We start from the raw sequence: 26312 nt of genomic DNA, 5'->3' as shown, positions 1-26312 counted from the left end.
CCACTTCAAGACCAACGCGATGGCAAATTCAAGACCCACGCTTTGCAGCAGCATAAAAATGAAAGCTTCTCCCGCATGAAATCCGACATCAAGCTGATCGACTATCTCGCCGTGCGTCGCTCCATCCCCGCTTTCCAGATGTGCGAACCAGGCCCCGAGAAGGCCGAAATCGAGGAAATCCTGCGTCTTGCCTCGCGTGTTCCCGATCACGGCAAGATCGCGCCCTGGCGCTTCATCGTCTATCGCGGACAGGAGCGCGTCCGCCTCGGCGAGGCGTTGCTGAGACTGGCGCTCGAGACGAAACCCGACCTCTCCGAAGAGATGATCCAGGTCGAACGCACCCGTTTCACCCGCGCGCCTGTGGTCGTGGCCGTGGTCAGCAAGGCAGGGCCGCACATCAAGATCCCGGAATGGGAGCAACTGATGTCGGCCGGCGCACTCTGCCTCAACGTCATCCTGTCAGCCAATGCCCATGGGTTCGTGGCCAACTGGCTGACGGAGTGGTTCGCCTATGATGAGCGCGCCTATCCGCTGCTCGGCGTCGAACCGGGCGAAAAGGTGGCGGGCTTCATCCATATCGGTTCGACGACATTTCCGGCAATCGAGCGGCCGCGGCCGGAGCTTGCCGACACCGTCACCTGGATCGGTGGAGAGGATTGATGTTCTACACCACCGACAGCAACCGCCATGGGCTGGCGCATGATCCCTTCAAGGCGATCGTGTCGCCACGGCCGATCGGCTGGATCGGCAGTAAGGGCAGGGATGGCTCGATCAATCTCGCGCCCTATTCCTTCTTCAACGCCGTCGCCGACCGGCCGAAGCTGGTGATGTTTTCCTCCGCCGGGCGCAAGCACAGCCAGCGCAACGCCGCCGAGACCGGCGTCTTCACCTGCAATTTCGTCAGCCGCGATCTTGCCGAAAAGATGAACCTTTCCTCGGCCGCACTGCCCTACGGCGACAGCGAATTCGGCTTCGCCGGGCTGACGCCGAAGCAGGCCGAACTCATCGATGCCCCTTATGTCGGCGAGGCGTTCGCGGTGCTCGAGTGCAGGGTTACCGAGATCATCGAGCCGAAGACGCTGTCGGGTGCGCCATCCGAAAACGTCATGGTGTTCGGCGAGGTGATCGGCATCCGCATCGACGAGGCGATTGTCAGGGATGGCCGCCTCGACATGTCGATCGCCCGGCCTGTGGCCCGGATGGGCTACATGGATTACAGCGAGGGTAGCGATGTCTTCGAGATGCTCCGGCCGCAGGTCGAGGGCTGACGCGAAGGCATACAAGGGCTTAAGAAATATGGTGAACGAATCTTAAACTTTTTGCCGCTACGGTCGCAGCAATGAAAGGAACGCGAGGGAATCGCGTTCAAGTGCTGGGGCGTCGCGTGATCGTAGAAGCTTTCCTTCGTTGGATCGAAACGGCCAAGACCGGCGATCGGGCCCGGGCCGCGAACGCACTCGGTCGAGCCTATCTGCAATCTCAGATGAGCGTGGAGGAGCGGGCGGCGGCCGAGATGGCAATGACCTTTCTGCTCGACGATCCGTCGCCGCGCGTGCGGCTTGCGCTTGCCGAGGCGATCGCCTGGTCGCCAGACGCGCCGCGCAGTCTGGTCCTTTCGCTTGCCGCGGATCAGCCTGAGATCGCCTGCCACGCCATCACCTGTTCACCGCTTCTGACCGACGCCGATCTCGTCGATCTCGCCGCACGCGGCAATGGCGCAACCCGGATGCTGATCGCGGCGAGGGCGCGTGTGACGCGGCCGGTTTCAGCCGCCCTTGCGGAGGTCGGCGATGAAGAGGAGCTGCTCTGCCTGCTCGAGAACGAGGGCGCTGTCATTTCCAGTCTTTCGTTGAAGCGCATCGCCGAACGGCTCGGCGACTGCTGCGAGATCCGCAATCTTCTCCTCGAACGCAGCGATCTTCCGGCCGATGCCCGCCAGCTTCTGACCCAGCACGTCAGCAATGCGCTGGTCGGTCTGCCACTCGCTCAGGCGGCAATCGGCCTGCAGCGGCTCCAGCGGATCAGCCGCGAAGCGACGGAGGCTGCCATCGTTTCGATCGCCGGCGATATCGCGCCGCGGGAGATACCTGACCTCGTCGAACATTTGCGCCTCAGCGGCCGCCTGACGCCGTCCTTCATGATGCACGCCCTCTGCTCCGGCAAGGTGGACTTCTTCGCCGCAGCGATCGTCGATCTGACAGGCTGCGGCGAGCGCCGCGTGCGCTCGATCCTGGCGACGGGACGCATGCATGCGGTGCGTGCGCTTTATGAATCCGCCGGCCTGCCGAGGGATATCAGCGTGATTTTCGTCGAGGCAACGCTGCTCTGGCGCGAGGCCTCCAGAAAAGCGCCGGGCAGCGTGCGCGGCAATGTCTGCGGTCGTCTGCTTGAAAAATTCCGCCATCATAACGGCGAACATGGCGCGGTCGGCGAGCTGCTCGGCATGGTGGAAAAGCTGCATGTCGCCGAACAGCGGCAGTCGGCCCGCGTCTATGCAGCGCTTGCGGCCGCCTAATTAGCGATCCGTTTCACCGCCCAGGAATAGCTGGCGGATACGAAGTGCACAGGCTTGGAGAGTGTCTCCTTGACGTCTCGGCCGGACGGAAGATGTGCGCGGACCTGGCCGGCGATGTTTTCAGCAAATCCGGCGAGTCTTCCCACGGGTTCCTCCACAGGCTCAGGTGCTGTAATGGTCGCAGGCACGGGCGCCGGCTTTGGCGGTTCGGCGCCGGCAACACCTTTCGGCGCCTCACAGACGGCGATCACCGAGGGGTAATTGACATTGGTATAGGCCTTTAGCCGGCGTTCGGCTTCGGCATCGCAAGCGGCAACCGTTTCCCAGCGTTTGTCGACGGTCGCGACATAATTGCATTGGCTGACGGAATCGTCGCAACCGAGAACGGTCATCACGATGAGCACCGCTTGCATATTCTGCTTCCTTGGCTATTGAACCTGATATCGCCTTAGACGGCGCAATTCCAACCGAAACAAGGCGAGAGCATTAACTCTTCGTCATGTCGAGGCAAAAGTTGCGTCTTGCAAGAATAGGGAGCCAGCATGTCCGTTCGTATTGCCCAGGAGCCGCCGCGGCAGGAGGGCGTCATCCGCCTTCTCGATCTCTCCGATGCCTATGCGGGGGCGCTCTATCCCGCCGAGAGCAACCATCTCGTCGACCTCTCCTCGCTGGAGGAGCCTTCGGTGAGTTTCCTGGTCGCGCGCCATGATGGGGCGATCGTCGGGTGCTGCGCGCTGGTCGAGGCCGGCGACGGCACGGCGGAGATCAAGCGGATGTTCGTCGACCCGCAGGCGAGGGGACTGAGGATCGCCAGCGGCCTGATGAACGCGCTGGAAGCGATCGCGAGGGAAAAGCGGCTGACGGCGGTCCGGCTCGAGACCGGCATCTACCAGCCCGAGGCGATCGCTCTCTACCGCAAATACGGATACCGGGACATCGATCCGTTCGGCGCCTATCTGCCGGATCCGCTCAGCCTGTTCATGGAAAAGCGGCTGGGATAGCAGCCCGCGAGCCCGGTTCAGCCTTCGGCTACACGGGGAATCGGCTTGGATGGCGGGGCCTGTTCATCGATGACGATCTGCGGTACCCGCTCGCTGCTCTCGACATTGCGGGCCTCATGGACCCATTCGCGCCAGATCGCGACGATCAGCGCCATCAGCACCGGGCCGATGAAGAGGCCGAGGAAGCCCATAGTCTTGACGCCGCCGACCAGACCGAAAAAGGTCGGCAGGAAGGGCAGCTTGATCGGGCCGCCGACAAGTTTCGGGCGCAGCGTCTTATCGACGATGAAGAGCTCGACCGTGCCCCAGACGAAGAGACCGATACCGGCGACATGCGAGCCGCTTGCCAGGAGATAAATGGAGACCAGCGTGAAGGAGAGCGGCGCGCCGCCGGGGATCAGCGCCATCACGCCCGTCAGCACGCCAAGCGTGACCGGCGACGGCACACCGGCGATCCAGTAGGCCACGCCGAGCACGATGCCTTCGCCGATCGCAATCAGCGTCATGCCCATGACGGTGGAGCTAATCGTCGCCGGCACGACGCGGGAAATGCGCTCCCAGCGGTTCGGCAGGATGCGCTCGCCGAGCATGTCGATCTGCTTGGAGAAGGAGAAACCGTCGCGATAGACGAAGAACAGCGCGATCAGCATGAAGAGCAGCGTCAGCAGAAGGTGGAAGGCGCCACCGCCGGCTGCAAGCACGGCCCGATAGATGTTGCCGATATTGGCGCCGCTGACGGCTTGGATGAGTTCCCCCAAGGCGCCGGGACTGCCGATATATTTCGTCCAGACGTCATCGAGATAGGCCCCTGCCCAGGGCAGAGCAACGATCCAATTCGGCGTCGCGGCGCCGGCGCGGTTGGCGTGGATCGCCCACGTGACCCAGTTGCGCACCTCGCCCGTCGTGTAGGTGACCGCAAAACCGATCGGAATGACCAGGAAGGTGACGATGAGGAGGATGGCGATGGTCGCGGCGACCGTTGTATTGCCGCCGACGCGGGCAAGAAGCTTGCGGTAGAGCGGCCAGCTGGCGAAGCCGATGACGAGAGCCGCCAGCACCGGCACGAGGAAGCCGTAGAAGAAATAGACTCCGGCGGCGACGATCAGCACCAGCAGCCAGCGCGCCGCGGAGATGGAGGGGATCAGCGGCGTGCGTGTCTGCGCCGACGAGCCCAGCCATCGCGGTTCATGATTGCTTTTCTGGCGGTCAAACACACCCACGCGCGCCTCTTCTTATTCTTGTCTTCTGGTTATGGGCTATGAACCCGGCGGTTTCAAGGTCCGCGCCGTGAAAGCGTCTACAAAGCGTCGCTATTCAGCCATCAGAGCTGATGTCTTACCGTTGCGGACGACGCAAAATCTTGAAGGCGTAGAACTGCGTCTTCTGCGCGCCCGAGAAATTATTGTTCGAGCCGCGAATGAGGACGTCGGTCCATCCTTTGGCCTTGTGAGCGACATGGCCTCGATATTGTCGGGAACGAGGCCGATTGCTCTCAGATCGAGCACCTGGCTCTTGCGGGCCGAGACGACGCGCTGGTCGTTCCTGGCGAGCGAGGCGATGGCGAAATGCCAAAACGTCGCGCGCCGATGGTCTCTGTCGAACCGTTCGGCGCGTCTCAGGCCTGCTTAAATATCCAGGTTTTCAGCGAAGGCGGCGCGCTCCTGGATGAAGCGGAAGCGGGCCTCCGGCTTGGTGCCCATCAGATCGTCGACGGCGCTGCGGGTGCCTTCGAAATCCACCTCGTCGATCAGCACCCGGAGCAGGGTGCGCTTGGACGGGTCCATAGTGGTTTCCTTGAGCTGGGCAGGCATCATCTCGCCGAGGCCTTTGAAGCGGCTGATTTCGACCTTGGCCTTGCCCTTGAATTCCGTCTGCATCAGTTCGGCGCGATGATTGTCATCGCGGGCATAGGCGGATTTCGCTCCTTGCGTGATCTTATAGAGCGGCGGCACGGCAAGGAAGAGGTGACCGCCACGCACCAGCTCCGGCATCTCCTGATAGAAGAAGGTGATGAGCAGCGAAGCAATATGAGCGCCATCGACGTCGGCATCAGTCATGACGATGATGCGCTCGTAGCGCAGGTCTTCCTCGCGATACTTCGCGCGGGTGCCGCAGCCGAGCGCCTGGATGAGATCGGCGAGCTGCTGGTTGGCGCCGAATTTCTCGCGGCCGGCGCTGGCGACATTGAGGATCTTGCCGCGCAGCGGCAGGATCGCCTGGTTGGCGCGGTTGCGCGCCTGCTTGGCCGAACCGCCTGCCGAATCACCCTCGACGATGAAGAGCTCGGCGCCTTCGGCGGTATTCTGCGAGCAGTCGGCGAGCTTGCCGGGCAGGCGCAGCTTGCGCACCGCCGTCTTGCGGTTGACTTCCTTTTCCTTGCGGCGGCGCAGGCGCTCCTCGGCGCGCTCGATCACCCAGTCGAGCAGCTTGGCCGCCTCGTTCGGATTGTCGGCGAGATAGTGGTCGAACGGGTCGCGCAGCGCGTTCTCGACGATGCGCTGGGCTTCGACGGTCGCCAGCTTGTCCTTGGTCTGGCCGACGAATTCCGGCTCGCGGATGAAGACCGATAGCATGCCGACGGCCGAGATCATCACGTCGTCAGTGGTGATCTGCGCGGCGCGCTTGTTCTGCGTCAGCTCGGCATAGGCCTTCAGGCCCTTGGTCAGCGCGATGCGCAGTCCCGCCTCGTGCGTGCCGCCCTCGGGCGTCGGGATGGTGTTGCAATAGGAATGCACCTGCGGATCGCCGCCATACCAAGTGATCGCCCATTCCATCGAGCCGTGGCCGCTGGCCTTCTCCGTCTTGCCGGCGAAGATCTCGCGGGTGACGGTAAACTCCTTGCCCATCGTCGCCTGGAGATAATCCTTGAGGCCGCCGGGGAAATGGAAGGTGGCCTTATCAGGCACTTCGGACCCTTCCGGAAGAACGCCGGGCTCGCAGCTCCAGCGGATCTCGACGCCACCGAAGAGGTAAGCCTTGGAGCGAGCCATGCGAAAGACGCGCGCGGCGTCGAACTTCATATGCTCGCCGAAGATCTGGGCGTCTGGATGGAAGCGCACGCGGGTGCCGCGGCGATTGTGAACGTCGCCCAATTCCTCGAGCCCGCCCTGCGGCAGACCGCGGGAGAAGCGCTGGCGGTAGAGCTTGCGGTTGCGCGCCACCTCGACCTCGAGGAAGTCGGACAGCGCGTTGACGACCGAGACGCCGACGCCGTGCAGGCCGCCCGATGTCTCATAGGCCTTGCCGTCGAATTTGCCGCCGGCATGCAGCTTGGTCATGATGACTTCGAGCGTCGATTTGCCCGGAACCTGCGGATGGTTCTCGACCGGGATGCCGCGGCCGTTGTCGGTGACTGTGAGATACCCCTGCAGATCGAGATGCACTTCGATGAAATTGGCGTGTCCGGCGACTGCCTCGTCCATCGCATTGTCGATGACTTCGGCAAAGAGGTGATGCAGCGCCTTTTCGTCGGTGCCGCCGATATACATGCCCGGGCGCATGCGCACCGGCTCGAGACCCTCGAGGACGCGGATCGACGAGGCGCCGTATTCATCCGAATTCGATCCGGCGGGCGCCGGGCGCACAGAGGCGGAGGGCGGCGTCGCGGCAATGGGCGCTGCGGCCGCTGGCCGCTCGGCCGGCGCCACGGGCTTCTGTGCCTCCTCGCGTTTTTCAGAAAGGGGCAGTCCGGAGAAAAGGTCGTTGCTGTCGTCCATGGAGCCGTTCAGATCTTCATCCTGTCTTGGGCTTGCATCCGCCGCCGACCCAAAATCACCGCATTTCATGTCACATTTGCGAATCAGGCAGATTCTGCCAGAAAGCACCTCTATACGCGACACCGCCAATTCTGGCGGAGTCTGACACATGATTTGCGTTGCCGGGCGCGGAATGGCAAGCGGCGGCAGGCTTCAGGAAACCATCTGCATGCGAATGTCCACAAGTGATTGCACTGTTATATCAGCAATTGCGGCGTTTTTCCTGTCTGCGGTCACGCTGTCATCAGGCGGGCCGGCGCGGGCGGCTGGAGCGCTGGCGCCCTTCAAGGACGAACTGTTCTCGAAGCAGACCGTCCTGCAGACAGGCGACGACGGCGCTTTCGAGGTCATCGACTACGACGAAATGCGCGATATCAACGGCCGCGACCAGATCCCGCAAAAGCGGGTGCAGCAGAAATATGTGGCGCTCGGCATCCGCAAGGCGCAAGTCGACGAAACGCTCTCCCTCGATGGCGTCAGCCTCGATGTCACCAGGGTGGGACCGGCGCAAAATGCCGCTTTCACGGTGATCTTCATCCACGGCCGCGACGGCGACCGCCGACTCGGGGCCAACGACTACAGCTTCGGCGGCAATTTCAACCGGCTGAAGAACCTGGCTGCCGGCAATGGTGGTGTCTACTATTCGCCGACGGTCAAGAGCTTCGACAGCAACGGCGCTGCCGCCATCGCCGGTCTCATCCGCTATGCCAGCGCCCAATCGCCGGGCCGGGCGGTGATCCTCTCCTGCGCCTCGATGGGCAGCCAGGTCTGCTGGGGCATTGCCCGCGACGAGGCCAGTGTCCAGCGGCTGAAGGGCATGCTGATCATGAGCGGGGTTACCGATCCCGATTTCACCAGAAGCGCCTTCTACAGGGCGAAGCTGCCGCTCTGGTTCGCGCATGGCAGCCGCGATCCGGTCTATGCCGCCAGCGACCAGCAGGCGCTGTTCGAAAGACTGCACAAGGCAAAATATCCGACGCGCTTCACGCTGTTTCAGACCGGCAATCACGGAACGCCGATCCGAATGATCGACTGGCGCAGGGTGTTGAACTGGATTCTTGCGGCTTAGCAGCGGATTTTCGGGAAAATTTGCCCGAGAATGGCCGAGATTCCCCTTACGTCAAGGGCATGATGCTTTTCTTTGCCGCAAGCTTTTGATATGGCCGCAGGCATAAGCAGATTTTGGGAAGGCCGGCATGACACCTGACGTGCGCCCGCTCGTGGCGGGAAATTGGAAAATGAACGGCACCCGTGCCTCCTTGGATCAGATCAAGGCGATCGCCGAGGGTGTTCGCCCGCCGCTCGCCGATAAGGTCGAGGCGCTGATCTGCCCGCCTGCGACGCTGCTCTATGTGGCGACCGCGCTTTGCACCGACAGCCCGCTTTCGATCGGCGCGCAGGACTGCCATCAGAAGGCCTCTGGGGCGCACACCGGCGACCTCTCGGCCGAAATGATCGCCGACAGTTTCGGCACCTATGTGATCGTCGGCCATTCCGAACGCCGTACCGACCACGCCGAAACGGACCATCTGGTGCGCGCCAAGGCGGAGGCCGCCTTTGCCGCGGGGCTGACGGCGATCATCTGCATCGGCGAGACGGCGGATGAACGCCGCGCCGGTCAGGCGCTCGACATCATCAAGCGCCAGCTTTCGGCTTCCGTTCCTGATGGCGCAACCGCCGAAAATACGGTCATCGCCTATGAGCCGATCTGGGCGATCGGTACCGGTGTTACGCCGACATCGGGCGACGTGGAAAAGGCGCATGCCTTCATGCGCGCCGAAATGGCGGCGCGCTTCGGCGACCAAGGCCGCAAGATGCGCCTTCTCTATGGCGGCTCGGTCAAGCCGGCCAATGCCGGCGAGCTGATGGGCATTGCCAATGTCGACGGCGCGCTGATCGGGGGGGCGAGCTTGAAAGCCGCCGACTTCCTCGCCATCTACGGGGCCTACGAGGGGCTGCTCGCCTGAGGCGTTGTTTATTCCCGGGTTATTCGTTCAATCCGCGACGTATTCTCGGCCGAAGGGCTTGGAATAGATGAACGCCTCATGTAAAGAGCCGCCAGAATTTTCAATTATGTCCGTCTTCCGGCGGGCAGGACTGGACCCATGCAGACAGTATTGATTGTCATCCATCTCATGATCGTGCTCGCCCTCGTCGGCGTCGTGCTCATCCAGCGCTCGGAAGGGGGCGGCCTCGGCATCGGCGGCGGTTCGGGCTTCATGTCGGCCCGCGGCACGGCCAATGCTCTGACGCGTACGACCGCGATCCTTGCCACGCTGTTCTTCCTGACGTCGCTCGGCCTCGGCATACTGACGCGTTATGAGGGCCGTCCAAGCGACATCCTCAACCGCATTCCGGCCACGAGCGGCCAGGGCAACGGCATTCTCGATTCGCTCGGCGGCGCACAGGCTCCGGCCAACCAGCCGGCGGGCAACGGCGTTCCGAGCAGCGGCGCCGCCGCGCCCGCTCCGCAGGCTCCGGCCGCGCAAGCTCCGGCAGCCCAGGCGCCGGCGGCCAGCGCGCCTTCAACGGATGCGCCGGCAGCAACCGCTCCGGCAACGACTGCCCCGGCAACGCCCGCAGCTCCGGCCGCGCCGGCGCCGGCTCAGCCCTCCGGCGTCCCGACGGGACAGTAACCGGTCCTCGACATAAACCGCCGGCAGGCCCTCGGGTCTGCCGGTTTTCTTTTGTTCAGATTCCCGCGTCAGGCTTCGAAAGTTCCGGAAAAGAATTTTTGGGCTGGTGGAATCGTTTTTGAAAAGGTATCCGGTGAATCCCATGGCGCGATACGTATTCATCACTGGCGGCGTGGTTTCCTCCCTCGGAAAAGGAATCGCGGCCGCGGCTCTCGGAGCCTTGCTGCAGGCTCGTGGTTATCGGGTCCGGCTTCGCAAGCTCGATCCCTATCTGAACGTGGACCCGGGCACGATGAGCCCGACCCAGCACGGCGAGGTCTTCGTCACCGACGACGGCGCGGAAACCGATCTCGATCTCGGCCACTACGAGCGCTTCACCGGGCGTTCGGCGACCAAGACCGACAACATCACCACTGGCCGCATCTATAAGAACATCATCGACAAGGAACGCCGCGGCGACTATCTCGGCGCGACGGTGCAGGTCATTCCGCACGTCACCAACGAGATCAAGGATTTCGTCACCGAGGGCAATAAGGACTACGACTTCGTCATCTGCGAGATCGGCGGCACGGTCGGCGACATCGAAGCAATGCCCTTCATGGAGGCGATCCGCCAGCTCGGCAACGACCTGCCGCGCGGCACCGCCGTCTACGTCCATCTGACGTTGATGCCTTACATCCCGGCGGCCGGCGAGCTGAAGACCAAGCCGACGCAGCATTCAGTCAAGGAACTGCAGGCGCTCGGCATTCATCCCGATATCCTGCTGGTGCGCGCCGATCGCGAAATCCCGGAAGCCGAGCGCCGCAAGCTCTCGCTGTTCTGTAATGTTCGCCCGTCCGCCGTCATCCAGGCGCTCGATGTCGCCAATATCTACGACGTCCCGATGGCCTACCACAAGGAAGGCCTCGACGACGAAGTGCTCGCCGCCTTCGGCATCGAGCCGGCGCCGAAGCCGCGCCTTGACCAGTGGGAAGAGGTCTGCAATCGCATCCGGACGCCGGAAGGCGAAGTGACGATCGCGATCGTCGGCAAATATACCGGCCTCAAGGATGCCTATAAATCGCTGATCGAGGCGCTGCACCACGGCGGAATCGCCAATCGCGTCAAGGTCAAGCTCGAATGGATCGAGTCCGAGGTCTTCGAGAAGGAAGATCCCGCACCCTATCTGGAAAAGGTGCATGGAATCCTCGTGCCCGGCGGCTTCGGCGAGCGCGGCTCCGAAGGCAAGATCCATGCGGCCCGCTTTGCCCGTGAGCGCAAGGTGCCGTATTTCGGCATCTGTTTCGGCATGCAGATGGCCGTCATCGAGGCGGCGCGCAATCTCGCCGATGTGCCGGCGGCTTCGTCGACCGAATTCGGCCCGACGAAGGAACCGGTGGTCGGCCTGATGACCGAATGGGTCAAGGGCAACGAGCTGCAGAAGCGCACCGCGGCCGGCGATCTCGGCGGCACGATGCGCCTCGGCGCTTACAAGGCGGCCTTGAAGAAGGGCACGAAGATCTCGGAAATCTACGGTTCGACCGACATTTCCGAGCGTCATCGCCACCGCTATGAGGTCAATGTCGACTACAAGGACCGGCTTGAGAGCTGCGGCCTCGTTTTCTCCGGCATGTCGCCGGACGGCGTTCTGCCGGAGACGATCGAATATCCCGATCACCCCTGGTTCATCGGCGTGCAGTATCACCCCGAACTGAAGAGCCGCCCGCTCGACCCGCATCCGCTGTTTGCCAGCTTCATCGAAGCAGCAACGGAGCAGAGCCGGCTCGTCTGACGAGTGCGGCACCAGATCGCGCGATTACGCGCGATCTGGATTGGATCCGGATATCCTGCCGGATCAGCCTTCATGCAGCCGCCGGCAACGGCCCGATATAGACCGAACGCGGGCGAATCAGCCGGCCGTCGAGGGCTTGTTCGCGCGCATGCGCCAGCCAACCAACCGTGCGGCCGGTTGCGAAGACGCCGGTGAAGGCTTGCCGCGGGAAGCCGAGCGCTTCGAGCAGCAGCGCGGTATAGAATTCGACATTGACGTCGAGCGGCCGGTCAGGCTTGCGCGCCTTCAGGATCGCCAACGCGGCGGCCTCCACGGCTTCCGCCAGCGCACCACGGGCGCTGTCCACCTGTCCCGACGCGAGCAGCGGCTTCAGCGCGCCTTTCAGCGCATCGGCGCGCGGATCGCGCACACGATAGATGCGGTGGCCGAAGCCCATCAGCCTTTCGCCGCGATCGAGCGCGTCGCCGAGCCAACGGCCGGCATTCTCCGCCGTTCCCACGGCATCCAGCATGTCGAGGACAGGCCCGGGCGCGCCGCCATGCAGCGGCCCCTTCAGCGCGCTCAGCGCCGCCAGCACGGAAGAGGTGAGGCCGGCCTGGGTCGAGGCGATGACCCGCGATGCGAAGGTCGAGGCGTTAAGGCCGTGGTCTGAGATCGTGACGAGATAGGTATCGAGCGCTGACACTTGCTCCTTGCTCGGCAATTTGCCAGTCAGCATGCGCAGGATATCGGCCGCCTGCGGCAGTGCTGCGTCGGGCGCGATCGGCTTTTGGCCGCGCTGCAGCCTGAGAACCGCGGGCAGGAAGACTGCAGGCGCTGCCAGAAGGCCGAGCGCGATATCCAAATCCTCGCCGTCGGGCAGCCGGGCGAATAGCGCCCGCATCGCATCAACCGGCGGTAGTGCGAGCAAGGCGTCGTCGGCGGCCTCAATATGGACGAAGACCTTCGTTCGCGCTTTCGCCAGCCAGCCGCGCAATTCCGCTTCATCGAAGCTCCGCTCCATCAAGCCATCCAGCAACAGGGCGGCAACGCCCTCATAGGTCCCGTCCGCGACGAGATGATCCAGCGATACGCCGCGGATGATCAGGCGCCCCGCTTCGCCATCGACATCCGAGAGCTGCGTTTCGGCGGCGATGACGTCTTCCAAGCCGTTTTTCATATTGTTTCTCCTTTACGACAAGGATGATCCGACCTAGTCTCATTGACGTCAATCTTGATGCAAATGATCAATATGAGGCTCCGATGCCATGGCTGACCGCCGAGGAGGCGTTGCAGGCGCTGAAGACCAAACCGCAGACCCTTTACGCCAATGTTAGCCGCGGGCGCATCCGCGCCAAACCCGATCCCGCCGACCCGCGCCGCAGCCTCTACCAGGCTGCCGATGTGCAGCGGCTGGCCGAACGCCATGCCGGCCGCCGCAAGGCCGAAACGGTAGCTGCCGAGTCGATCCGCTGGGGCGACCCGGTTCTCTCCTCGGCGATCTCCACCATCATCGCAGGACGGCTTTTCTATCGTGGGCGGGATGCCGCCGACTTCGCCGAGGCGGCGACGCCTGAGCAGACGGCGGCACTGCTCTGGAACGGCGCGGAAACGCTGTTCTCGGGCACAGCAACTGGAAATGCCCCGCCGTCGCTTCAGGCTGCGTTCCTGGCGCTGGCCGGACGGGTAACGGCGGATCTGCCATCGCTCGGCCGATCGCAAGCCGCGCTGCGGCGCGAGGCACACAGCGTTCTCTCGACCATCGCCGATGCGCTGGCGCCGGGACCTTCGGACCAGCCACTGCACCTGCGGCTGGCGGCAAGCTGGGAACGGCCGGATGCCGCCGATTGCCTGCGCCGGGCGCTGGTGCTGCTTGCCGATCACGAACTCAACGCCTCGGCCTTTGCGGCGCGGGTCACCGCCTCGGCGGGTGCCGCATTATCGGCCGCGGTGCTTTCCGGTCTGGCGACGCTGACGGGACCGCTGCACGGCGCCGCCTGGCAAGGCGTCGACGCCTTGATTGATTCATCTTCAGCGCTTGGGCCAGAACAGGCGATCTGCCGTTCGCTTGTCCAAGGCAATCACCTCTCGGCCTTCGGCCATCCGCTCTATCCCGATGGCGATATCAGGGCTTTGGCGCTGCTTTCGCATTTTTCCCTGCCGCCGCAATTTGCTGCGCTTCGGGAAACCGGCGAGGAGATGGTCGGCGAGAAGGTCAATGTCGATTTCGCGCTTGCTGCCATGGCGGCCGCCTTCGGTCTGCCTCGAGAGGCGCCGATCATCATTTTTTCGCTTGCCCGTTCCACCGGCTGGCTGGCGCATGCGATGGAGCAGATAGAGAGCGGAGAATTGATCCGGCCGCGCGCGCGTTATGCCGGGCCGGCGCCGCAGATGAGAAGCGGTTCCTGAGAATTCAGCGGTGGTCTCACCGGTCTACTTTTTCGCCTACGGAAATATTGGAATTCGGCTATCATGGCCGATATGGAAGAAGACAGTTGGCGGGCGCTTTCGCAAAAGCTGTTCCGCGCGGTCACGGGGGCTTTCCATGCATACGACGCTTCGCAACCTGTTTGTCGCCGCGCTGGCTGCCGGCCTCATTCCGCATGAGGTGGCCTTCGCGCAGTCTGCGGGCTGCGCGATATCGCGTGACGCCGGCGACCGTCAGGTGCTGAGCTGCCCCGGCGGCGTCAAGGTGACGGCAGAGGCCGGCGCGTCTTTCCGCCTTACCGACCGCAACGGTGACGGCAGTCCCGATTCGGCGTCGCTACGGCGCAAGGCCATTCTCGTCGATGTCGACAGCAGTCAGCACACAGGTGGCTTCCAGGTGGTGACGCCGCAGGCGATTGCTGCCGTGCGCGGCACGCAATGGGCTGTCGACGTCGCAGGCGGCAAGACCTCGGTGCTGGTCGTCAGGGGCAGCGTTGCCGTCCGTCGGCCGGCCGGCGAGCCGGTGGTGCTGTCGCCAGGCGAGGGCGTCGATGTAACCAGCTCAACCGAACCTCTTGTCGTGCGCCGCTGGCCGGCGCCGCGCGTCGCTGCCCTTCTTGCCCGCCTCGGCCAGTAACTCTCATGAGCCATCGTCTGCTGACCGTGATCGCGCTGCTGTTCGCCGGTGTTTGGGGCGCGGCGCTCGGTTATCTCAATCTCAACGGAGAGGTCGGCCTTCTCGACCGGATGGAGGCCACGCTTGCGGATGTCCGCAGCCTCGCCGTCGGGGCAAGAGAGCCGCCTCCTGTCGTGTCGATCGTCGCGATCGATGACCGCACCGCCGCCGCCCACGGCTATCCGCTCGACCGCGCCACGCTTGCCCGTCTTGTTGGCGCGATCAATGCGGGCAAGCCGAAAGCCCTGGCGCTCGACATTCTGCTCGTCGATCCCGGGCCGGAGGAGGGTGATGCGGCGCTGACCGCCGCCTTGCGCCAGGGGCCAACCGTCATCGCGGGGGCGGCCACCTTTGCGCAAAGCAGGCAGCAGGTCACCGATTCCGCCGAGGATCCGTTGGCCGCCATCCCCGAGGCAAACCAGCTTCTGTTGCCGCTCCCGCGTTTTGCCGAGGCGGCGGCGGTCGGCATCGTCAATGTCGCAACCGATCAGACCGGCACGCCGCGTTTCATTCCGCTGATTTCGCGCAGCGCCGACCGGCTGGATCCGGCTTTTCCGTTGCGTGCCGCATCGTTGGCGCTCGGCGCCGATCCCAGTATCGAACGCGATGCCGTCATGCTCGGAGCGCTGCGTATTCCAACGGATATCGGTCAACGCCTGCCGCTGACCTTCTATGGCGGGCGCGGCAGCATCGCCACCTTCAGCGCCGCCGATGCGCTGGACGGCAAGCTGCCGGCAGCGGCGGTGGCAGGCCGCATCGTCGTCATCGGTTCGACGGTCACCGGCGGCGGCGACGTTTTCCCGACGCCGTTCGATCCTGTCATGCCCGGCGTGGAGGTGATGTCGACGGCAATCATCCATCTCGTCACCGGCGACGGCATGGTGCGCGACCGCAGGATGAGGCTGATCGATGCCGGCATTGCCATCGGCTTGGCGCTCCTGCTCGTTTCGCTGATGGCTTGGCGGCGGAGTGCGGCGGGCTACCTCATCACGGTACTGGTGCTGGTGGTCTGGGCCATGCTCAATCTGTCGGCCTTTGCCAATGGCTTTTGGCTGAGTGCGGCGCTGCCGATCGCCGCGGCGCTGCCGCCGGCGCTGCTGCTCGGTGCGGCTGAACTCTGGCGCGACCGCGGCCGCGCTCGCCATTTCGCCGAGCAGAGCGCCCTCCTGCAGCGCATCGAGGCTCCCGGCCTTGGCGAATGGCTGGCGCGTGATCCGAATTTCCTCGCCGCGCCGGTACGCCAGAACGCTGCCGTTATCTTCATCGATCTCTCGGGTTTCACGGGTCTCAGCGAAAAGCTCGGACCGGTCAAGGTCAGCGAAGTGCTGAGCGGTTTCTTCGAAATCATCGACGACGAGGCCAGGTCTCACGGCGGCGCCATCACCAGCTTCATGGGCGACGGGGCAATGATCCTGTTCGGCCTTCCGGAGCCGGCCGATGACGATGCTGCCCGCGCCGTCTCTTGCGCGGTCAGCCTTTGCGAGCGTACACGGACCTGGCTTGGCGCGCATGCGGGCTTTGCCGAGAAGAAGATCGGCTTCAAGGTCGGCGCCCATTGCGGGCCGATCGTCGCCTCGCGGCTCGGCACCGGCGACCGGCAGCAGATCACGGCGGCAGGCGACACGGTGAATGTTGGCGCCCGGCTGATGGAGGTCGCCGCCCATAACGGCGTCGAGCTGGCGCTGAGCGACGAAATCGTGCGTGCCGCGGGCCCCGACAGCGCGCTACCGCAGGCCGGCCGGATGGAGGGGCCGTTGGAAACGGAGCTACGCGGCCGGGCAAGCCATATCGACGCCTGGCTGTGGCGCAGCCGCACGCTTTGACAATCGCTGCGGGAGCGGCTAGGAACGGCGCAAATATCCCGCCGGCTGGCTCCGGCCATGGCGCATTTCGCGCCTGACAGCTCCGAAAGATCGAACTCATGACAGAATTCAACGGCGTCGTTCCGGCGATCGCCAAGGCGTTGCAGAAGCGCGGTTACGCCGAACTCACCCCGGTGCAGAAGTCGATGCTCGATCCTGATCTTGCCGCGTCCGACGCTCTGGTTTCCGCCCAGACCGGTTCCGGCAAGACTGTCGCCTTCGGCCTGGCGCTGGCGCCGACGCTGCTCGAGGGCGGGGAGCGCTTCGGCAACGCCGGCGCGCCGCTTGCGCTTGTCATCGCCCCGACGCGCGAACTTGCGCTGCAGGTGAAGCGTGAGCTCGAATGGCTCTATGAGATGACCGGCGCGGTGATCGCCAGCTGCGTCGGAGGCATGGACATCCGCAGCGAGCGCCGGTCGCTCGAACGCGGCGCCCATATCGTCGTCGGCACGCCCGGCCGTCTTTGCGACCATATCCGTCGCAGGGCGCTCAACATGTCGGAACTGAAGGCCGCCGTACTCGACGAGGCTGACGAAATGCTCGATCTCGGCTTCCGCGAAGATCTGGAATTCATTCTCGATTCGGCGCCGGACGAGCGCCGGACGCTGATGTTTTCGGCAACGGTGCCGGCGGCGATCGCCAAGCTTGCCAAAAGCTATCAGCGCAACGCCGTGCGCATCAGCACCGCGGCTGAGACAAAGCAGCATGTCGATATCGAATATCGCGCGCTGATGGTGGCCCCCAGTGACCGCGAGAATGCGATCATCAACGTGCTGCGTTATTACGAGGCGACCAACGCCATTGTCTTCTGCTCGACGCGCGCCGCGGTCAATCATCTGACCGCCCGCTTCAACAACCGCAATTTCTCCGTCGTAGCGCTTTCCGGCGAGCTGACACAGAACGAACGCACCCATGCGCTGCAGGCGATGCGCGACGGGCGCGCCCGCGTCTGCATCGCGACCGACGTCGCCGCTCGCGGCATCGACCTGCCAGGTCTCGATCTCGTCATCCATGCCGACCTGCCGACCAATCCGGACACGCTGCTGCACCGCAGCGGCCGCACTGGCCGAGCCGGGCGCAAAGGCATCAGCGCCATGATCGTGCCGCTGAATGCACGGCGCAAGGCCGAACGCCTTCTCGAGAATGCCGGCATTTCGGCCGCCTGGGCGCGGCCGCCGTCGGCCGAGGAGGTGAACGAGCGCGACGACGAGCGGCTGCTCGCCGATCCGATCTTCAGCGAAGCGCCGCAGGAGGAAGAACAGGGGCTGGTGCAGCAGCTTCTCTCCAGCCACGGCGCCGAAAAGCTCGCCGCCGCCTTCGTGCGTCTCTACCGCACCAATCATTCGGCGCCGGAGGATTTGATCGAGATCACCGTGCAGGATGAGCGCAGCCGCAAGCGCCGCGACAATGCCGAGTCTTACGAGCCGGCGCAGAAGGGACCTCGCGAGGATTTCGGCGCCAGCGTCTGGTTCTCCGTCTCGGTCGGGCGCAAGCAGAATGCCGAGCCGCGCTGGCTGATCCCGATGCTTTGCCGCAACGGCAATGTCACGAAGCGCGAGATCGGCGCGATCAAGATGCAGCCCGAGGAAACCTATGTCGAGATAGCCGTAGCAAGCGCCGACAGCTTCCAGGAGGCGCTCGGACCGAACAAGACGCTCGAGCGCGGCATCCGCGTGACCAGGCTTTCCGGCACGCCGGATTTCAGCCGTGCGCCGGCACAGAAGCCCTATGCCGGCAAGGCTTCGCGTGACGACCGGCCGGGCGATAACTTCCGCGACGAGCGGCCGAAGAAGAAGTTCGGCAAGGGTTCGGGCGGCGGCTATGCCGCGGCCGAGAATACCGGCGGGGAGAAGCGGGACAGCAAGCCCTGGAGCAAGAAACCCGGTAAGCCTGGCTTCGATGGCCCGAAATCCGACAAGCCCAGATACGACAAGCAGAAATTCGAAGGCGGGAAATCCGAAGGCGCCAGATCCGAACGCCCGAAATACGAAGGCAAGGACGGCGCCGGGCCGAAGAACAAGTTTTCGAAGAAGAAGCCCGGCTGATTTCGCCGGCAGCCCTTCGCTCGTAGCGGCGGAGGGCTTTGTCTGACGGCCGATAAGCTACGCCGCATATCGCCCGGAAGAATTGTTGATGCGCTGGATTTAGAGCGGGGCAGGGAGCACAACGACGATGAAACGCTCCGGCAGGCCGCATCCCGATCCGGCCACCTTCATCCAGGCCAATCTGCCGATCTCACCCGTTCCGGCCGTTCCCGAAATCCTGCTACATACGGCAGGGCCTGCGAGCGGGCTCTGGCGAATTGCTGGCCGCGAAGAAGCCGATCCGGCGCCTTATTGGGCCTATCCCTGGGCCGGCGGCGCCGTGCTTGCCCGCCATCTGCTCGATCGGCCGGAAACAGTCATTGGCCGCCGCGTCGTCGATCTCGGCGCCGGCTCCGGGCTCGTCGCCATTGCGGCGGCGAAGGCCGGAGCTGCCGCGGTGACGGCGATTGATGTCGACGTCAATGCCATTGCCGCGATCGGCCTTAACGCGGCGGTTAACGGTGTTAGCATCGTTGCGCTCGCCGCCGATATCATCGACGAGCCGCCGCCGGAGGAGATCGATCTCCTTGTGGTGGGCGACGTGTTTTACGATCCCTCACTTGCTTTACGGGTAATGGCCTTCCTGCGGCGCTGCCAGGCCGCCGGTATCGAGATGTTGATCGGCGATCCCGAGCGCGCCCATCTGCCGCGTGGGGAACTCACGCGAATCGCAACCCATGGGGTTGCGGATTTCGGTGCGGGATTGGCAGCCAAGGCGGTGCGGGCGGGCGTCTTTTCGCTTTCCTCGATACCTAAAGACGCGACTAAGCCAGAAGGTCCGGCCGCAACAGCATGACCGGGCAGGGCGCTCCGGCCGGTAGCTCCGGCGCATGCGGCGGGCGGATGATGAGGCAGTCGGCTTGCGCGAATACCTTCATCATTGAGGAATCCTGCTTGCCGAACGGTTCGGCCAACCAGCTTCCGGAAGCAGACTTCGTAAGCTTCGCCCTGATATAGTCCTGCCGGTGATCATTGGCGCGCAGTGTGACGGCTGCCTCCACCATTGCCTCGCGTCGCACCTGCGGCAGGGAGGCGAGCTTGCGGATCAGCGGCTCCAGGAAGAGCAGCGAGCAGACGAGGCTCGAGACCGGATTGCCGGGCAGGCCGAGCACATGGATGTCGCCGAAGCTGCCGACCATCAGGGGCTTGCCGGGACGCATGGCAATGCGCCAGAAATCGAGCTGCATGCCGGCCTCGATCAACGTTGCCTGCACCAGATCATGGTCGCCGACCGAAGCGCCGCCGAGCGTGACGATGACATCGGCCTTGGCGTTTCGCGCCGTGTCAATCGCCGCGGTGATCCTCGCCTGTTCGTCCGGGACGATACCGAGGTCAAGCACATCGGCGCCGGCCTTGCGGGCGAGGGCTGCGATACCAAACGTATTGGACGCGATGATCTGCGAAGGGCCGGGCGTGCTTCCGGGCGGCAGCAGTTCATCACCGGTTGCGAGGATGGCAATCAGCGGGCGCCGGAGCACCTCGACGTCGGGCCGGTTCATGCCGGCAGCGACCGTCAACCGCGAGAAATCGAGCACGGTTCCGGCCGTCAGCACGGCTTCGCCTTCGACGAAATCCTGGCCGCGGGGACGCACATGCTGACCCTGCCGGACGGTGAAATTGGTTCGGATACCGTCTTCGATCTTCTCAGCATCCTCCTGCAGCAGGACGCTGTCGGCGCCTGGCGGAACCGGCGCGCCGGTGAAGATGCGGACGGCTTCTCTGCGGCCGACGCTTCCCTCGAAGCCGTGGCCAGCGGCCGAGGTGCCGATGACCTTCAGCACAGCGCCCGGCTCCGGCGCGTCTTCGCGGCGCAGCGCATAGCCATCCATTGCCGATGCATTGAAGGGTGGCTGTGTCAGGCCGGCCGTGAGATCGACGGCAAGGACGCGGTCCTCTGCTTCGGCGAGCGGCAGCGTCTCCGATGCTGCGACCGGCTTTGCCCGAGAGAGCAGGCGGTTCTGTGCCTCGGTGACCGGGAGCAGGTTCATCTCGCCTCCGGATGACGGAAATTGCCGGATTTGCCGCCGGATTTTTCGAGCAGCCGGATGCCGCCGATCTCCATTGCCTTGTCGGCGGCCTTGGCCATGTCGTAGATCGTCAGACACGCGACGGAGACGGCGGTCAGCGCCTCCATCTCAACGCCGGTCTTGCCGGTCAGCTTGGCGGTTGCCGTGACGCGCAGGCCGGGCAGGGCCGCATCTGCCGCGATCTCGACCGTCACCTTCGTCAGCATCAGCGGGTGGCAGAGCGGGATCAGATTGGCGGTCTGTTTGGCGGCCATGATGCCGGCAAGGCGGGCCGCGCCGATGACATCGCCCTTCTCGGCATTGCCCTGGCGGATGAGCGCGAGTGTTTCCGGCGCCATTCTCACATGGCCTTCCGCGGTGGCGACGCGCACCGTCTCGGCCTTGTCGGAAACATCGACCATCTGCGCCTCGCCTGACGCATCGATATGGGTGAGGCCGGGCTTTCCGCCGTTCATCTTATTCGGCCGCGATTGCCGCTTCGCCGCCGAGCAGCGCGCGGGTGGCGGCCGTCACGTCGTCCTTGCGCATCAGGCTTTCGCCGACCAGGAAGGTATTGATGCCGGCGGCCTGCAGGCGTTTGCAATCGGCATGGGTGAAGATGCCGCTTTCGCCGACGAGGAGCCGATCATCAGGAACCATGGGGGCAAGCGTCTCGCTGACGGTCAGGCTGACTTCGAAAGTCCTGAGGTTGCGGTTGTTGATGCCGATAAGCGGCGAGGAGAGCTTCAGCGCACGTTCCATTTCCGGCGCGTCGTGAACCTCGACCAGCACATCCATGCCGAGCGAAAAAGCTTCGTCCTGCAGACGCTCCGCCTCGTCATCGGTGAGAGACGCCATGATCAGCAGAATGCAATCGGCGCCCCAGGCGCGGGCCTCATGCACCTGATAGGTCTCGAACATGAAGTCCTTGCGCAAAGCGGGCAGGGCGCAGGCAGCGCGCGCCGCCGTCAAAAATTCCGGTGCACCCTCAAAGCTTGGCGTATCGGTGAGCACGGAAAGGCAGGCTGCGCCGCCGGCTTCGTAGGCCTTGGCCAGCGCCGGCGGATCGAAATCCGGACGAATGAGGCCCTTGGACGGGCTTGCCTTCTTGATCTCGGCGATCAGGCCGAAATGGCCAGCCTCACGCTTGGCCGCGAGCGCCTGATAAAAACCGCGCGGCGCGGACTGCCCCGCCTGCATCGCCTTCAGGTCGGCCAGCGACACTGTCGCCTTGGCGGCGGCGATTTCCTCGCGCTTGTAGAGTTCGATCTTCTTCAGGATATCGCTCATCCGGCAATCCTAATCGATATCGTTGGAAACGGCGATGAGTTTGTCGAGAGCGAGCGCGGTGGCGCCGCTATCGAGCGAATGCGCGGCAAGCTTCATGCCGTCGCGGATCGTGTCGACCTTGCCCGAGATGACAAGCGAGGCGGCAGCATTGGCCAGCGAAACATCGCGGTAGGCGTTTTTCGCGCCGCCAAGAACCTCGCGAAGTGCTGCAGCATTGGCGACACCATCGCCGCCCTTGATATCGGCGAGCACGCAGGGGCTGACGCCGAAGTCGGCGGGCGACAGCTCGAAGGTGCGGATCTTGCCGTCTTCGAGGGCGGCAACCTTGGTGATGCCGGTTGTGGTGATCTCGTCGAGACCATCGCCATGGACCACCCAGACGCATTCGGAGCCGAGATCGCGCATGACTTCGGCCAGCGGCACCAGCCATTGCGGCGAAAAGACGCCCAGCAGCTGGCGGCGGACACCGGCCGGATTGGAGAGCGGCCCCAGAAGATTGAAGATGGTGCGGGTGCCGAGTTCGACGCGGGACGGGCCGACATGGCGCATGGCGGAATGATGAAGCTGCGCGAACATGAAGCCGACGCTGGCCTCCGCAATGCAGCGGGAAATGATCTCGGGACCGACATCGATATTGACGCCGAGTGCAGCCAGATTGTCGGCCGCGCCTGATTTCGAGCTCAGCGCCCGGTTGCCGTGCTTTGCCACCGGCACACCGGCGCCGGCGACGATCAGTGCCGCCAGCGTCGAAATATTGTAGGTGCCGCTGGCATCGCCTCCGGTACCGACGATGTCGATGGCATCGGCCGGCGCCTCGACGGTCAGCATTTTCGAGCGCATGGTGGTGACGGCGCCGACGATCTCGTCGACGCTTTCGCCACGCACGCGCAGCGCCATCAGGAAGCCGCCGATCTGGGAAGGCGTCGCCTGGCCCGACATCAGGATGTCGAAGGCAGCGCGCGCCTCGTCACGCGTCAGCGGCTCGCGGCTTGCGGCCTTGGCCAGGAACGGTTTCAGATCGGACATAAAACCTCCCAGAGCATGACGCCGAAAAGTGTGAGCGACCTTCGGCGAACATCATGCTCTAACTGTTGAATTCGGAACAGGATTCAGATTTTAGGCCGACCCGGCCCAAAATCATCCTGTTCTAGCGGGCCGCCGTCTGTTCGGCGAGTGTCTGGTTGACCTGCGCGCCGTACTGCGTCTGCAGCAGGTTGACCATCTGATCGAGAATATCATCACCCGCGGCGTTGGCCATGGCGGTGAGCTGGGCATCGCGGTTGTTCAGCACGTCGCCGGTCGGCTGGCTGTTGACCTCGGTCACCTTCATCAGGATCTGCGTCGAGGGATCGGCGCCGACAGCGCTTGCCACCGTATCGACAGGGCCGGAGAAGGCAGCCTTGACGCCGGCGCGGCCGAGAACCGGATCGTCGGTGGAGCGGGTAATGCCGCTCTTGCTTTCGACGGCGATGCCGAGTGGCGTCGCAATGTCCGCAAGGGCGGTGCCCTTTTGTGCCTCGGCCTTCAATTCGTCGGCCTTTTTGGCCAGTTCGGCCTTCTGCTGCTCCGCCGTCCAGTCCTCGACGGCTTTTTCGCGCACCTCGGCGATCGGACGGTCGCGGTCCGGCGTGATCTCGCGGACGTTGAACCAGACATAACCATCATTGCCGATCGGAAGCGGCGGCGCATCGACGCCGACCTCGGTCTTGAACGCTTCCCCGAGCAGCTGCTGTTTGGCGGGGATATCCTTGACCTCTTTGCCGTCCTTGTCGGCACCGGTCGCGTCGACGGCATCGACGGTTACGGCGTTGAGCTTCAGCTGGCCGGCGATGTCTTCAAGCGTGGCGCCGCCAGCGCGCAGATCCTCGATGCGGTCGTGAACGTTGATCACTTCCTGAGAGGCATTGGAAAGCGCCAGCTGCTTGCGAATCTCGTCTTTCACCTCGTCGAAATTCTTGGTCGTCTCCGCCTTGATGTTGGTGATGCGCAGGATGACGGGACCGAAAGAACCGTCGACAACCGGCGTCGTGCCGCCGTCCTTCGAAACCGCGAAGGCGGCGTCGGCAACGGCCTGGTCGGGAACCTTGTCCTTGGTGAATTCGCCAAGCAGCACGTCGCTTGCCGTCTTGCCCTGGTCGGAGACCAGCTGATCGAAGCTGGTGCCGCTCTTCAACGCAGTTTCGGCGGCGGCGGCAAGATCCTTGCTGGTGAAGGTCAGCTGCTCGATGGTGCGGCTTTCGGGCGTACGATAGCTATCCTTGCCCTTATCGAAGGCTTCGCGGACCTGGTCGTCGGTGACGGTCGCGGCATCGGCGATGTCGGCCGGCTGCAGTTTGAGATAGGCGATCTTGCGATATTCCGGCGCGCGGTAACGCTGTTTGACGCCCTCGAACCAGGCGGCGAGCACATCATCGGCCGGCGCCTTGATCGGTTCGATATTGGCGTTGGTCAGCAGGAGGTAGTCGACACTGCGGCTTTCATCGCCGTAAAGTTTCAATGCGTCGACCAGCGTCTTCGGCGCGCTGAAGCCGTTGGAAACGGCATCGACGATCTGGCTACGCACGGCCACCTTGCTGCGTTCCTTGATGTAATCGTCCTGGCGGATGTTGGCATTGCGCAGGCGAGAGACGAACAGCTCGCGATCGAACTGGCCATTGACGGCCTTGAAAGCCGGATCATCACCGATCAACTGGGCGAGGCGATCCTCTGACAGTCCGAGATTCATGTCTGCGGCGAGCTGGTCGAGCGAAGCGCCCGCGATGAGCTGAGAGAGGACCTGCTGTTCGACGCCGAAGGCACGGGCCTGTTCCGGCGTGAGACGCATGCCGAATTGCTGGCCGAGGCTTGCCACCTGACGCTGATAGGCGAGGTGGAATTCGTTGACGCCCACACGCTGATCGCCGACGGTCACGACCGTGGTGCTGTTGCCGCCTGATATCAGCTCGCGCGATACGCCCCAGATACCGAAGGAGGCGACCAAGAGAAGCAGGAGCAGCTTGGCAACCCAGGTCTGAGCAGCTCTTCTCAGAAAATGGAACATGGAAACGCAAACCTCGCAGTATTCATTGACCCGCGCGCGGGCAGACATTCGACGTTCCTTAGAACAAACCCGACAGGAAATGAAGGGTTGTCACGCGAAAAGCTGCGCAGAGCGACGGTGGCGACGCAAGGCGTTGACCGCACACAAAAGATCGGCTTCGGCGGAACCTTTCGGCCCGCCATTTCGTTGAAGCGGCATCCCATGAAACAGGAGCAGACCATGGCAGATTTGAAAACCGCTTCCGCCGAGTCCACCGCTGCGCGCGTCAAGGCGGATATCGCAGCAGACGATCTGTCGGCGCAGGTCACGGCACTCCGTGAAGATCTGTCCAGGCTGACGGACAGTGTGCGGGCGCTGGGGCAGGGGGCGAAGTCGGTGGTCACGGACGAAGCTTCGCTGATGACGGAACGGCTGCGCGACAAGGTTCGCGAAGAACCGATCATGGCGCTCGCGGTGACGGCGGGCATCGCCTATGTTTTCGGCCTGATGAGCCGCCGCTGACACGCAATTCGGATCAGAAAAAGCCGGACGCAAGGCGCGCCCGGCTTTGAGTCATGTCCGAGAGTTATGTCTGGGCCATTAGCGGCGGATGGCGCGGCCGACGAAAATCAGCAGGCACGCACCGACGAAGCCGGTGATCAGGTAACCCAGCCAGCCGGCCAGCGGCTGAATGTGCAAGAGACCGAGGATCCAGTTGGCGACGATCGCGCCGACGATGCCAAGCAATATGTTCATGAGCAGGCCCATGCTGCTGCTCATGGCTTTTTCCGCCAGCCAGCCGGCGATACCGCCGATGATGATGGCTGCAATCCAACCCACGCCCGCGCCTTCCATGGTAATCCCTCCTGTAAACCGACTCGCAGGAAAGCACGAAACCGCAGAAAGTTCCACTCCTGGAGGAACTTAGTCGATTATGGCTGCAACAGGGTGACCGGCGTCTCCAGCAGGTAGGCAATCAGCTGGAACAGCAGGCCTGCCACAGCAAGCATTGCGAAGCCGAAAGGCATGATCAGGCTTTTGCTAAACATTTCTTACCTATCCCCTTCTGGGTATAGAATAAGCCTAACTTCGATCGACGCAAGGTTATTACTAACAGATAGTTAAGAGTGATGTTTATGTAAAATTAGAAATACCACCAATGCAGTAGTATGATCCGCTGCGACCGGCGATGAAATACAGGTGCTTCAGGCAATGTCACCGCTAAGAGGCAAACAATTCCAACATTTCATGGGGTTTTTACCTGGCGTAACCTGGATCATTATCGGGTATA

At 63.6% G+C, this 26312-nt stretch carries 24 protein-coding genes and 1 pseudogene; 14 read left to right on the top strand and 11 right to left on the bottom strand.

Features of this window, described 5'->3' with window-relative positions; translation table 11 throughout:
- Positions 1-75 precede the first annotated feature (75 nt).
- The 3 genes from PYR71_RS17160 (at position 76) to PYR71_RS17150 (ending at position 2515) form a co-directional block, all read left to right on the top strand.
- Positions 76-660, top strand: a complete 585-nt coding sequence (locus tag PYR71_RS17160; RefSeq protein WP_275620192.1) for a nitroreductase family protein — start codon at positions 76-78, stop codon at positions 658-660.
- Positions 660-1268 (top strand): flavin reductase family protein, encoded by a 609-nt coding sequence (locus PYR71_RS17155; protein ID WP_183913746.1) that lies wholly within the window; start codon positions 660-662, stop codon positions 1266-1268. Before PYR71_RS17160 ends, PYR71_RS17155 begins: the two co-directional genes overlap by 1 nt.
- Positions 1269-1369: 101 nt before the next feature.
- Positions 1370-2515, top strand: a complete 1146-nt coding sequence (locus PYR71_RS17150) for a DUF2336 domain-containing protein (RefSeq protein ID WP_275620191.1) — start codon at positions 1370-1372, stop codon at positions 2513-2515.
- Here PYR71_RS17150 and PYR71_RS17145 read toward each other — a convergent pair.
- Positions 2512-2928 carry a hypothetical protein gene (locus PYR71_RS17145; protein ID WP_275620190.1) on the bottom strand — a complete coding sequence of 139 codons (417 nt, stop codon included), beginning with the start codon at positions 2926-2928 and terminating at the stop codon, positions 2512-2514. The two genes, PYR71_RS17150 and PYR71_RS17145, sit on opposite strands and share 4 nt — an antisense overlap.
- Positions 2929-3057: 129 nt before the next feature.
- Between PYR71_RS17145 and PYR71_RS17140 the strand changes: the two genes are divergently transcribed.
- On the top strand, positions 3058-3516 hold the full coding sequence (locus PYR71_RS17140) for a GNAT family N-acetyltransferase (protein WP_183913752.1): 459 nt from the start codon (positions 3058-3060) through the stop codon (positions 3514-3516).
- A gap of 17 nt (positions 3517-3533) precedes the next feature.
- Here the strand turns inward: PYR71_RS17140 and PYR71_RS17135 are convergent, their stop codons facing one another.
- The 3 genes and pseudogenes from PYR71_RS17135 to parE all read right to left on the bottom strand — a co-directional run bounded on the left by PYR71_RS17135 (position 3534) and on the right by parE (position 7232).
- The gene (locus tag PYR71_RS17135) at positions 3534-4736 is read right to left on the bottom strand and encodes an AI-2E family transporter (protein WP_183913753.1); all 1203 of its coding nucleotides are present in this window, start codon (positions 4734-4736) and stop codon (positions 3534-3536) included.
- A gap of 115 nt (positions 4737-4851) precedes the next feature.
- A pseudogene (locus PYR71_RS17130) lies at positions 4852-5078 on the bottom strand (esterase-like activity of phytase family protein); the annotation flags it as partial.
- 63 nt (positions 5079-5141) lie between these two features.
- Positions 5142-7232 carry a DNA topoisomerase IV subunit B gene (gene parE / locus PYR71_RS17125; RefSeq protein ID WP_275620189.1) on the bottom strand — a complete coding sequence of 697 codons (2091 nt, stop codon included), beginning with the start codon at positions 7230-7232 and terminating at the stop codon, positions 5142-5144.
- 208 nt (positions 7233-7440) lie between these two features.
- Here parE and PYR71_RS17120 point away from each other — a divergent pair, with 208 nt between their 5' ends.
- The 4 genes from PYR71_RS17120 (at position 7441) to pyrG (ending at position 11678) form a co-directional block, all read left to right on the top strand.
- Positions 7441-8340: an alpha/beta hydrolase gene (locus PYR71_RS17120; RefSeq protein WP_275620188.1), complete on the top strand. Its 900-nt coding sequence runs from the start codon at positions 7441-7443 to the stop codon at positions 8338-8340.
- A 127-nt stretch (positions 8341-8467) separates the two neighbouring features.
- Entirely contained in the window at positions 8468-9238 is a 771-nt protein-coding gene (tpiA, locus tag PYR71_RS17115; protein WP_275620187.1) for a triose-phosphate isomerase, read from the top strand.
- A 138-nt stretch (positions 9239-9376) separates the two neighbouring features.
- Entirely contained in the window at positions 9377-9907 is a 531-nt protein-coding gene (gene secG, locus PYR71_RS17110) for a preprotein translocase subunit SecG (RefSeq protein WP_183913762.1), read from the top strand.
- A gap of 142 nt (positions 9908-10049) precedes the next feature.
- Positions 10050-11678: a CTP synthase gene (gene pyrG, locus PYR71_RS17105; protein WP_064685859.1), complete on the top strand. Its 1629-nt coding sequence runs from the start codon at positions 10050-10052 to the stop codon at positions 11676-11678.
- Between the two features lie 70 nt (positions 11679-11748).
- On the opposite strand, the gene PYR71_RS17100 is transcribed toward pyrG, so the two are convergent.
- Complete coding sequence (locus PYR71_RS17100; RefSeq protein WP_275620186.1) at positions 11749-12837, bottom strand: citrate synthase/methylcitrate synthase; 1089 nt, start codon at positions 12835-12837, stop codon at positions 11749-11751.
- 83 nt (positions 12838-12920) lie between these two features.
- On the opposite strand from PYR71_RS17100, the gene PYR71_RS17095 reads away from it, so the two are divergent.
- The 5 genes from PYR71_RS17095 (at position 12921) to PYR71_RS17075 (ending at position 19502) form a co-directional block, all read left to right on the top strand.
- Entirely contained in the window at positions 12921-14066 is a 1146-nt protein-coding gene (locus PYR71_RS17095; protein ID WP_275620185.1) for a citrate synthase, read from the top strand.
- Positions 14067-14202: 136 nt separating this feature from the next.
- Positions 14203-14721, top strand: a complete 519-nt coding sequence (locus PYR71_RS17090) for a FecR domain-containing protein (RefSeq protein WP_275620184.1) — start codon at positions 14203-14205, stop codon at positions 14719-14721.
- 5 nt (positions 14722-14726) lie between these two features.
- Positions 14727-16583 (top strand): CHASE2 domain-containing protein, encoded by a 1857-nt coding sequence (locus tag PYR71_RS17085; protein ID WP_275620183.1) that lies wholly within the window; start codon positions 14727-14729, stop codon positions 16581-16583.
- Positions 16584-16681: 98 nt separating this feature from the next.
- Positions 16682-18667, top strand: a complete 1986-nt coding sequence (locus PYR71_RS17080) for a DEAD/DEAH box helicase (protein ID WP_275620182.1) — start codon at positions 16682-16684, stop codon at positions 18665-18667.
- A 127-nt stretch (positions 18668-18794) separates the two neighbouring features.
- The gene (locus PYR71_RS17075) at positions 18795-19502 is read left to right on the top strand and encodes a class I SAM-dependent methyltransferase (RefSeq protein ID WP_275620181.1); all 708 of its coding nucleotides are present in this window, start codon (positions 18795-18797) and stop codon (positions 19500-19502) included.
- On the opposite strand, the gene PYR71_RS17070 is transcribed toward PYR71_RS17075, so the two are convergent.
- From PYR71_RS17070 to PYR71_RS17050, 5 genes are all read right to left on the bottom strand, one after another.
- Positions 19471-20694 (bottom strand): molybdopterin molybdotransferase MoeA, encoded by a 1224-nt coding sequence (locus PYR71_RS17070; protein ID WP_275620180.1) that lies wholly within the window; start codon positions 20692-20694, stop codon positions 19471-19473. The genes PYR71_RS17075 and PYR71_RS17070 overlap by 32 nt on opposite strands.
- On the bottom strand, positions 20691-21188 hold the full coding sequence (gene moaC / locus PYR71_RS17065) for a cyclic pyranopterin monophosphate synthase MoaC (protein ID WP_275620179.1): 498 nt from the start codon (positions 21186-21188) through the stop codon (positions 20691-20693). The genes PYR71_RS17070 and moaC overlap by 4 nt, the downstream gene beginning before the upstream one ends.
- A 1-nt stretch (position 21189) precedes the next feature.
- The gene (gene trpC / locus PYR71_RS17060) at positions 21190-22002 is read right to left on the bottom strand and encodes an indole-3-glycerol phosphate synthase TrpC (RefSeq protein ID WP_275620178.1); all 813 of its coding nucleotides are present in this window, start codon (positions 22000-22002) and stop codon (positions 21190-21192) included.
- 9 nt (positions 22003-22011) lie between these two features.
- Positions 22012-23028 (bottom strand): anthranilate phosphoribosyltransferase, encoded by a 1017-nt coding sequence (trpD, locus tag PYR71_RS17055; protein WP_183913781.1) that lies wholly within the window; start codon positions 23026-23028, stop codon positions 22012-22014.
- 121 nt (positions 23029-23149) lie between these two features.
- Positions 23150-25042, bottom strand: a complete 1893-nt coding sequence (locus PYR71_RS17050; protein ID WP_275620220.1) for a peptidylprolyl isomerase — start codon at positions 25040-25042, stop codon at positions 23150-23152.
- Between the two features lie 219 nt (positions 25043-25261).
- Between PYR71_RS17050 and PYR71_RS17045 the strand changes: the two genes are divergently transcribed.
- The gene (locus PYR71_RS17045) at positions 25262-25543 is read left to right on the top strand and encodes a hypothetical protein (protein ID WP_183838904.1); all 282 of its coding nucleotides are present in this window, start codon (positions 25262-25264) and stop codon (positions 25541-25543) included.
- Positions 25544-25621: 78 nt separating this feature from the next.
- Here the strand turns inward: PYR71_RS17045 and PYR71_RS17040 are convergent, their stop codons facing one another.
- Entirely contained in the window at positions 25622-25876 is a 255-nt protein-coding gene (locus tag PYR71_RS17040; protein ID WP_183913783.1) for a GlsB/YeaQ/YmgE family stress response membrane protein, read from the bottom strand.
- Positions 25877-26312: the final 436 nt, after the last annotated feature.

The sequence above is a fragment of the Rhizobium mulingense genome, assembly GCF_029194105.1.
Lineage (GTDB): Bacteria > Pseudomonadota > Alphaproteobacteria > Rhizobiales > Rhizobiaceae > Rhizobium > Rhizobium mulingense.
The sequence above is the reverse complement of the archived record's forward strand: the minus strand, read 5'-3'. Positions and strand labels throughout refer to the sequence as shown.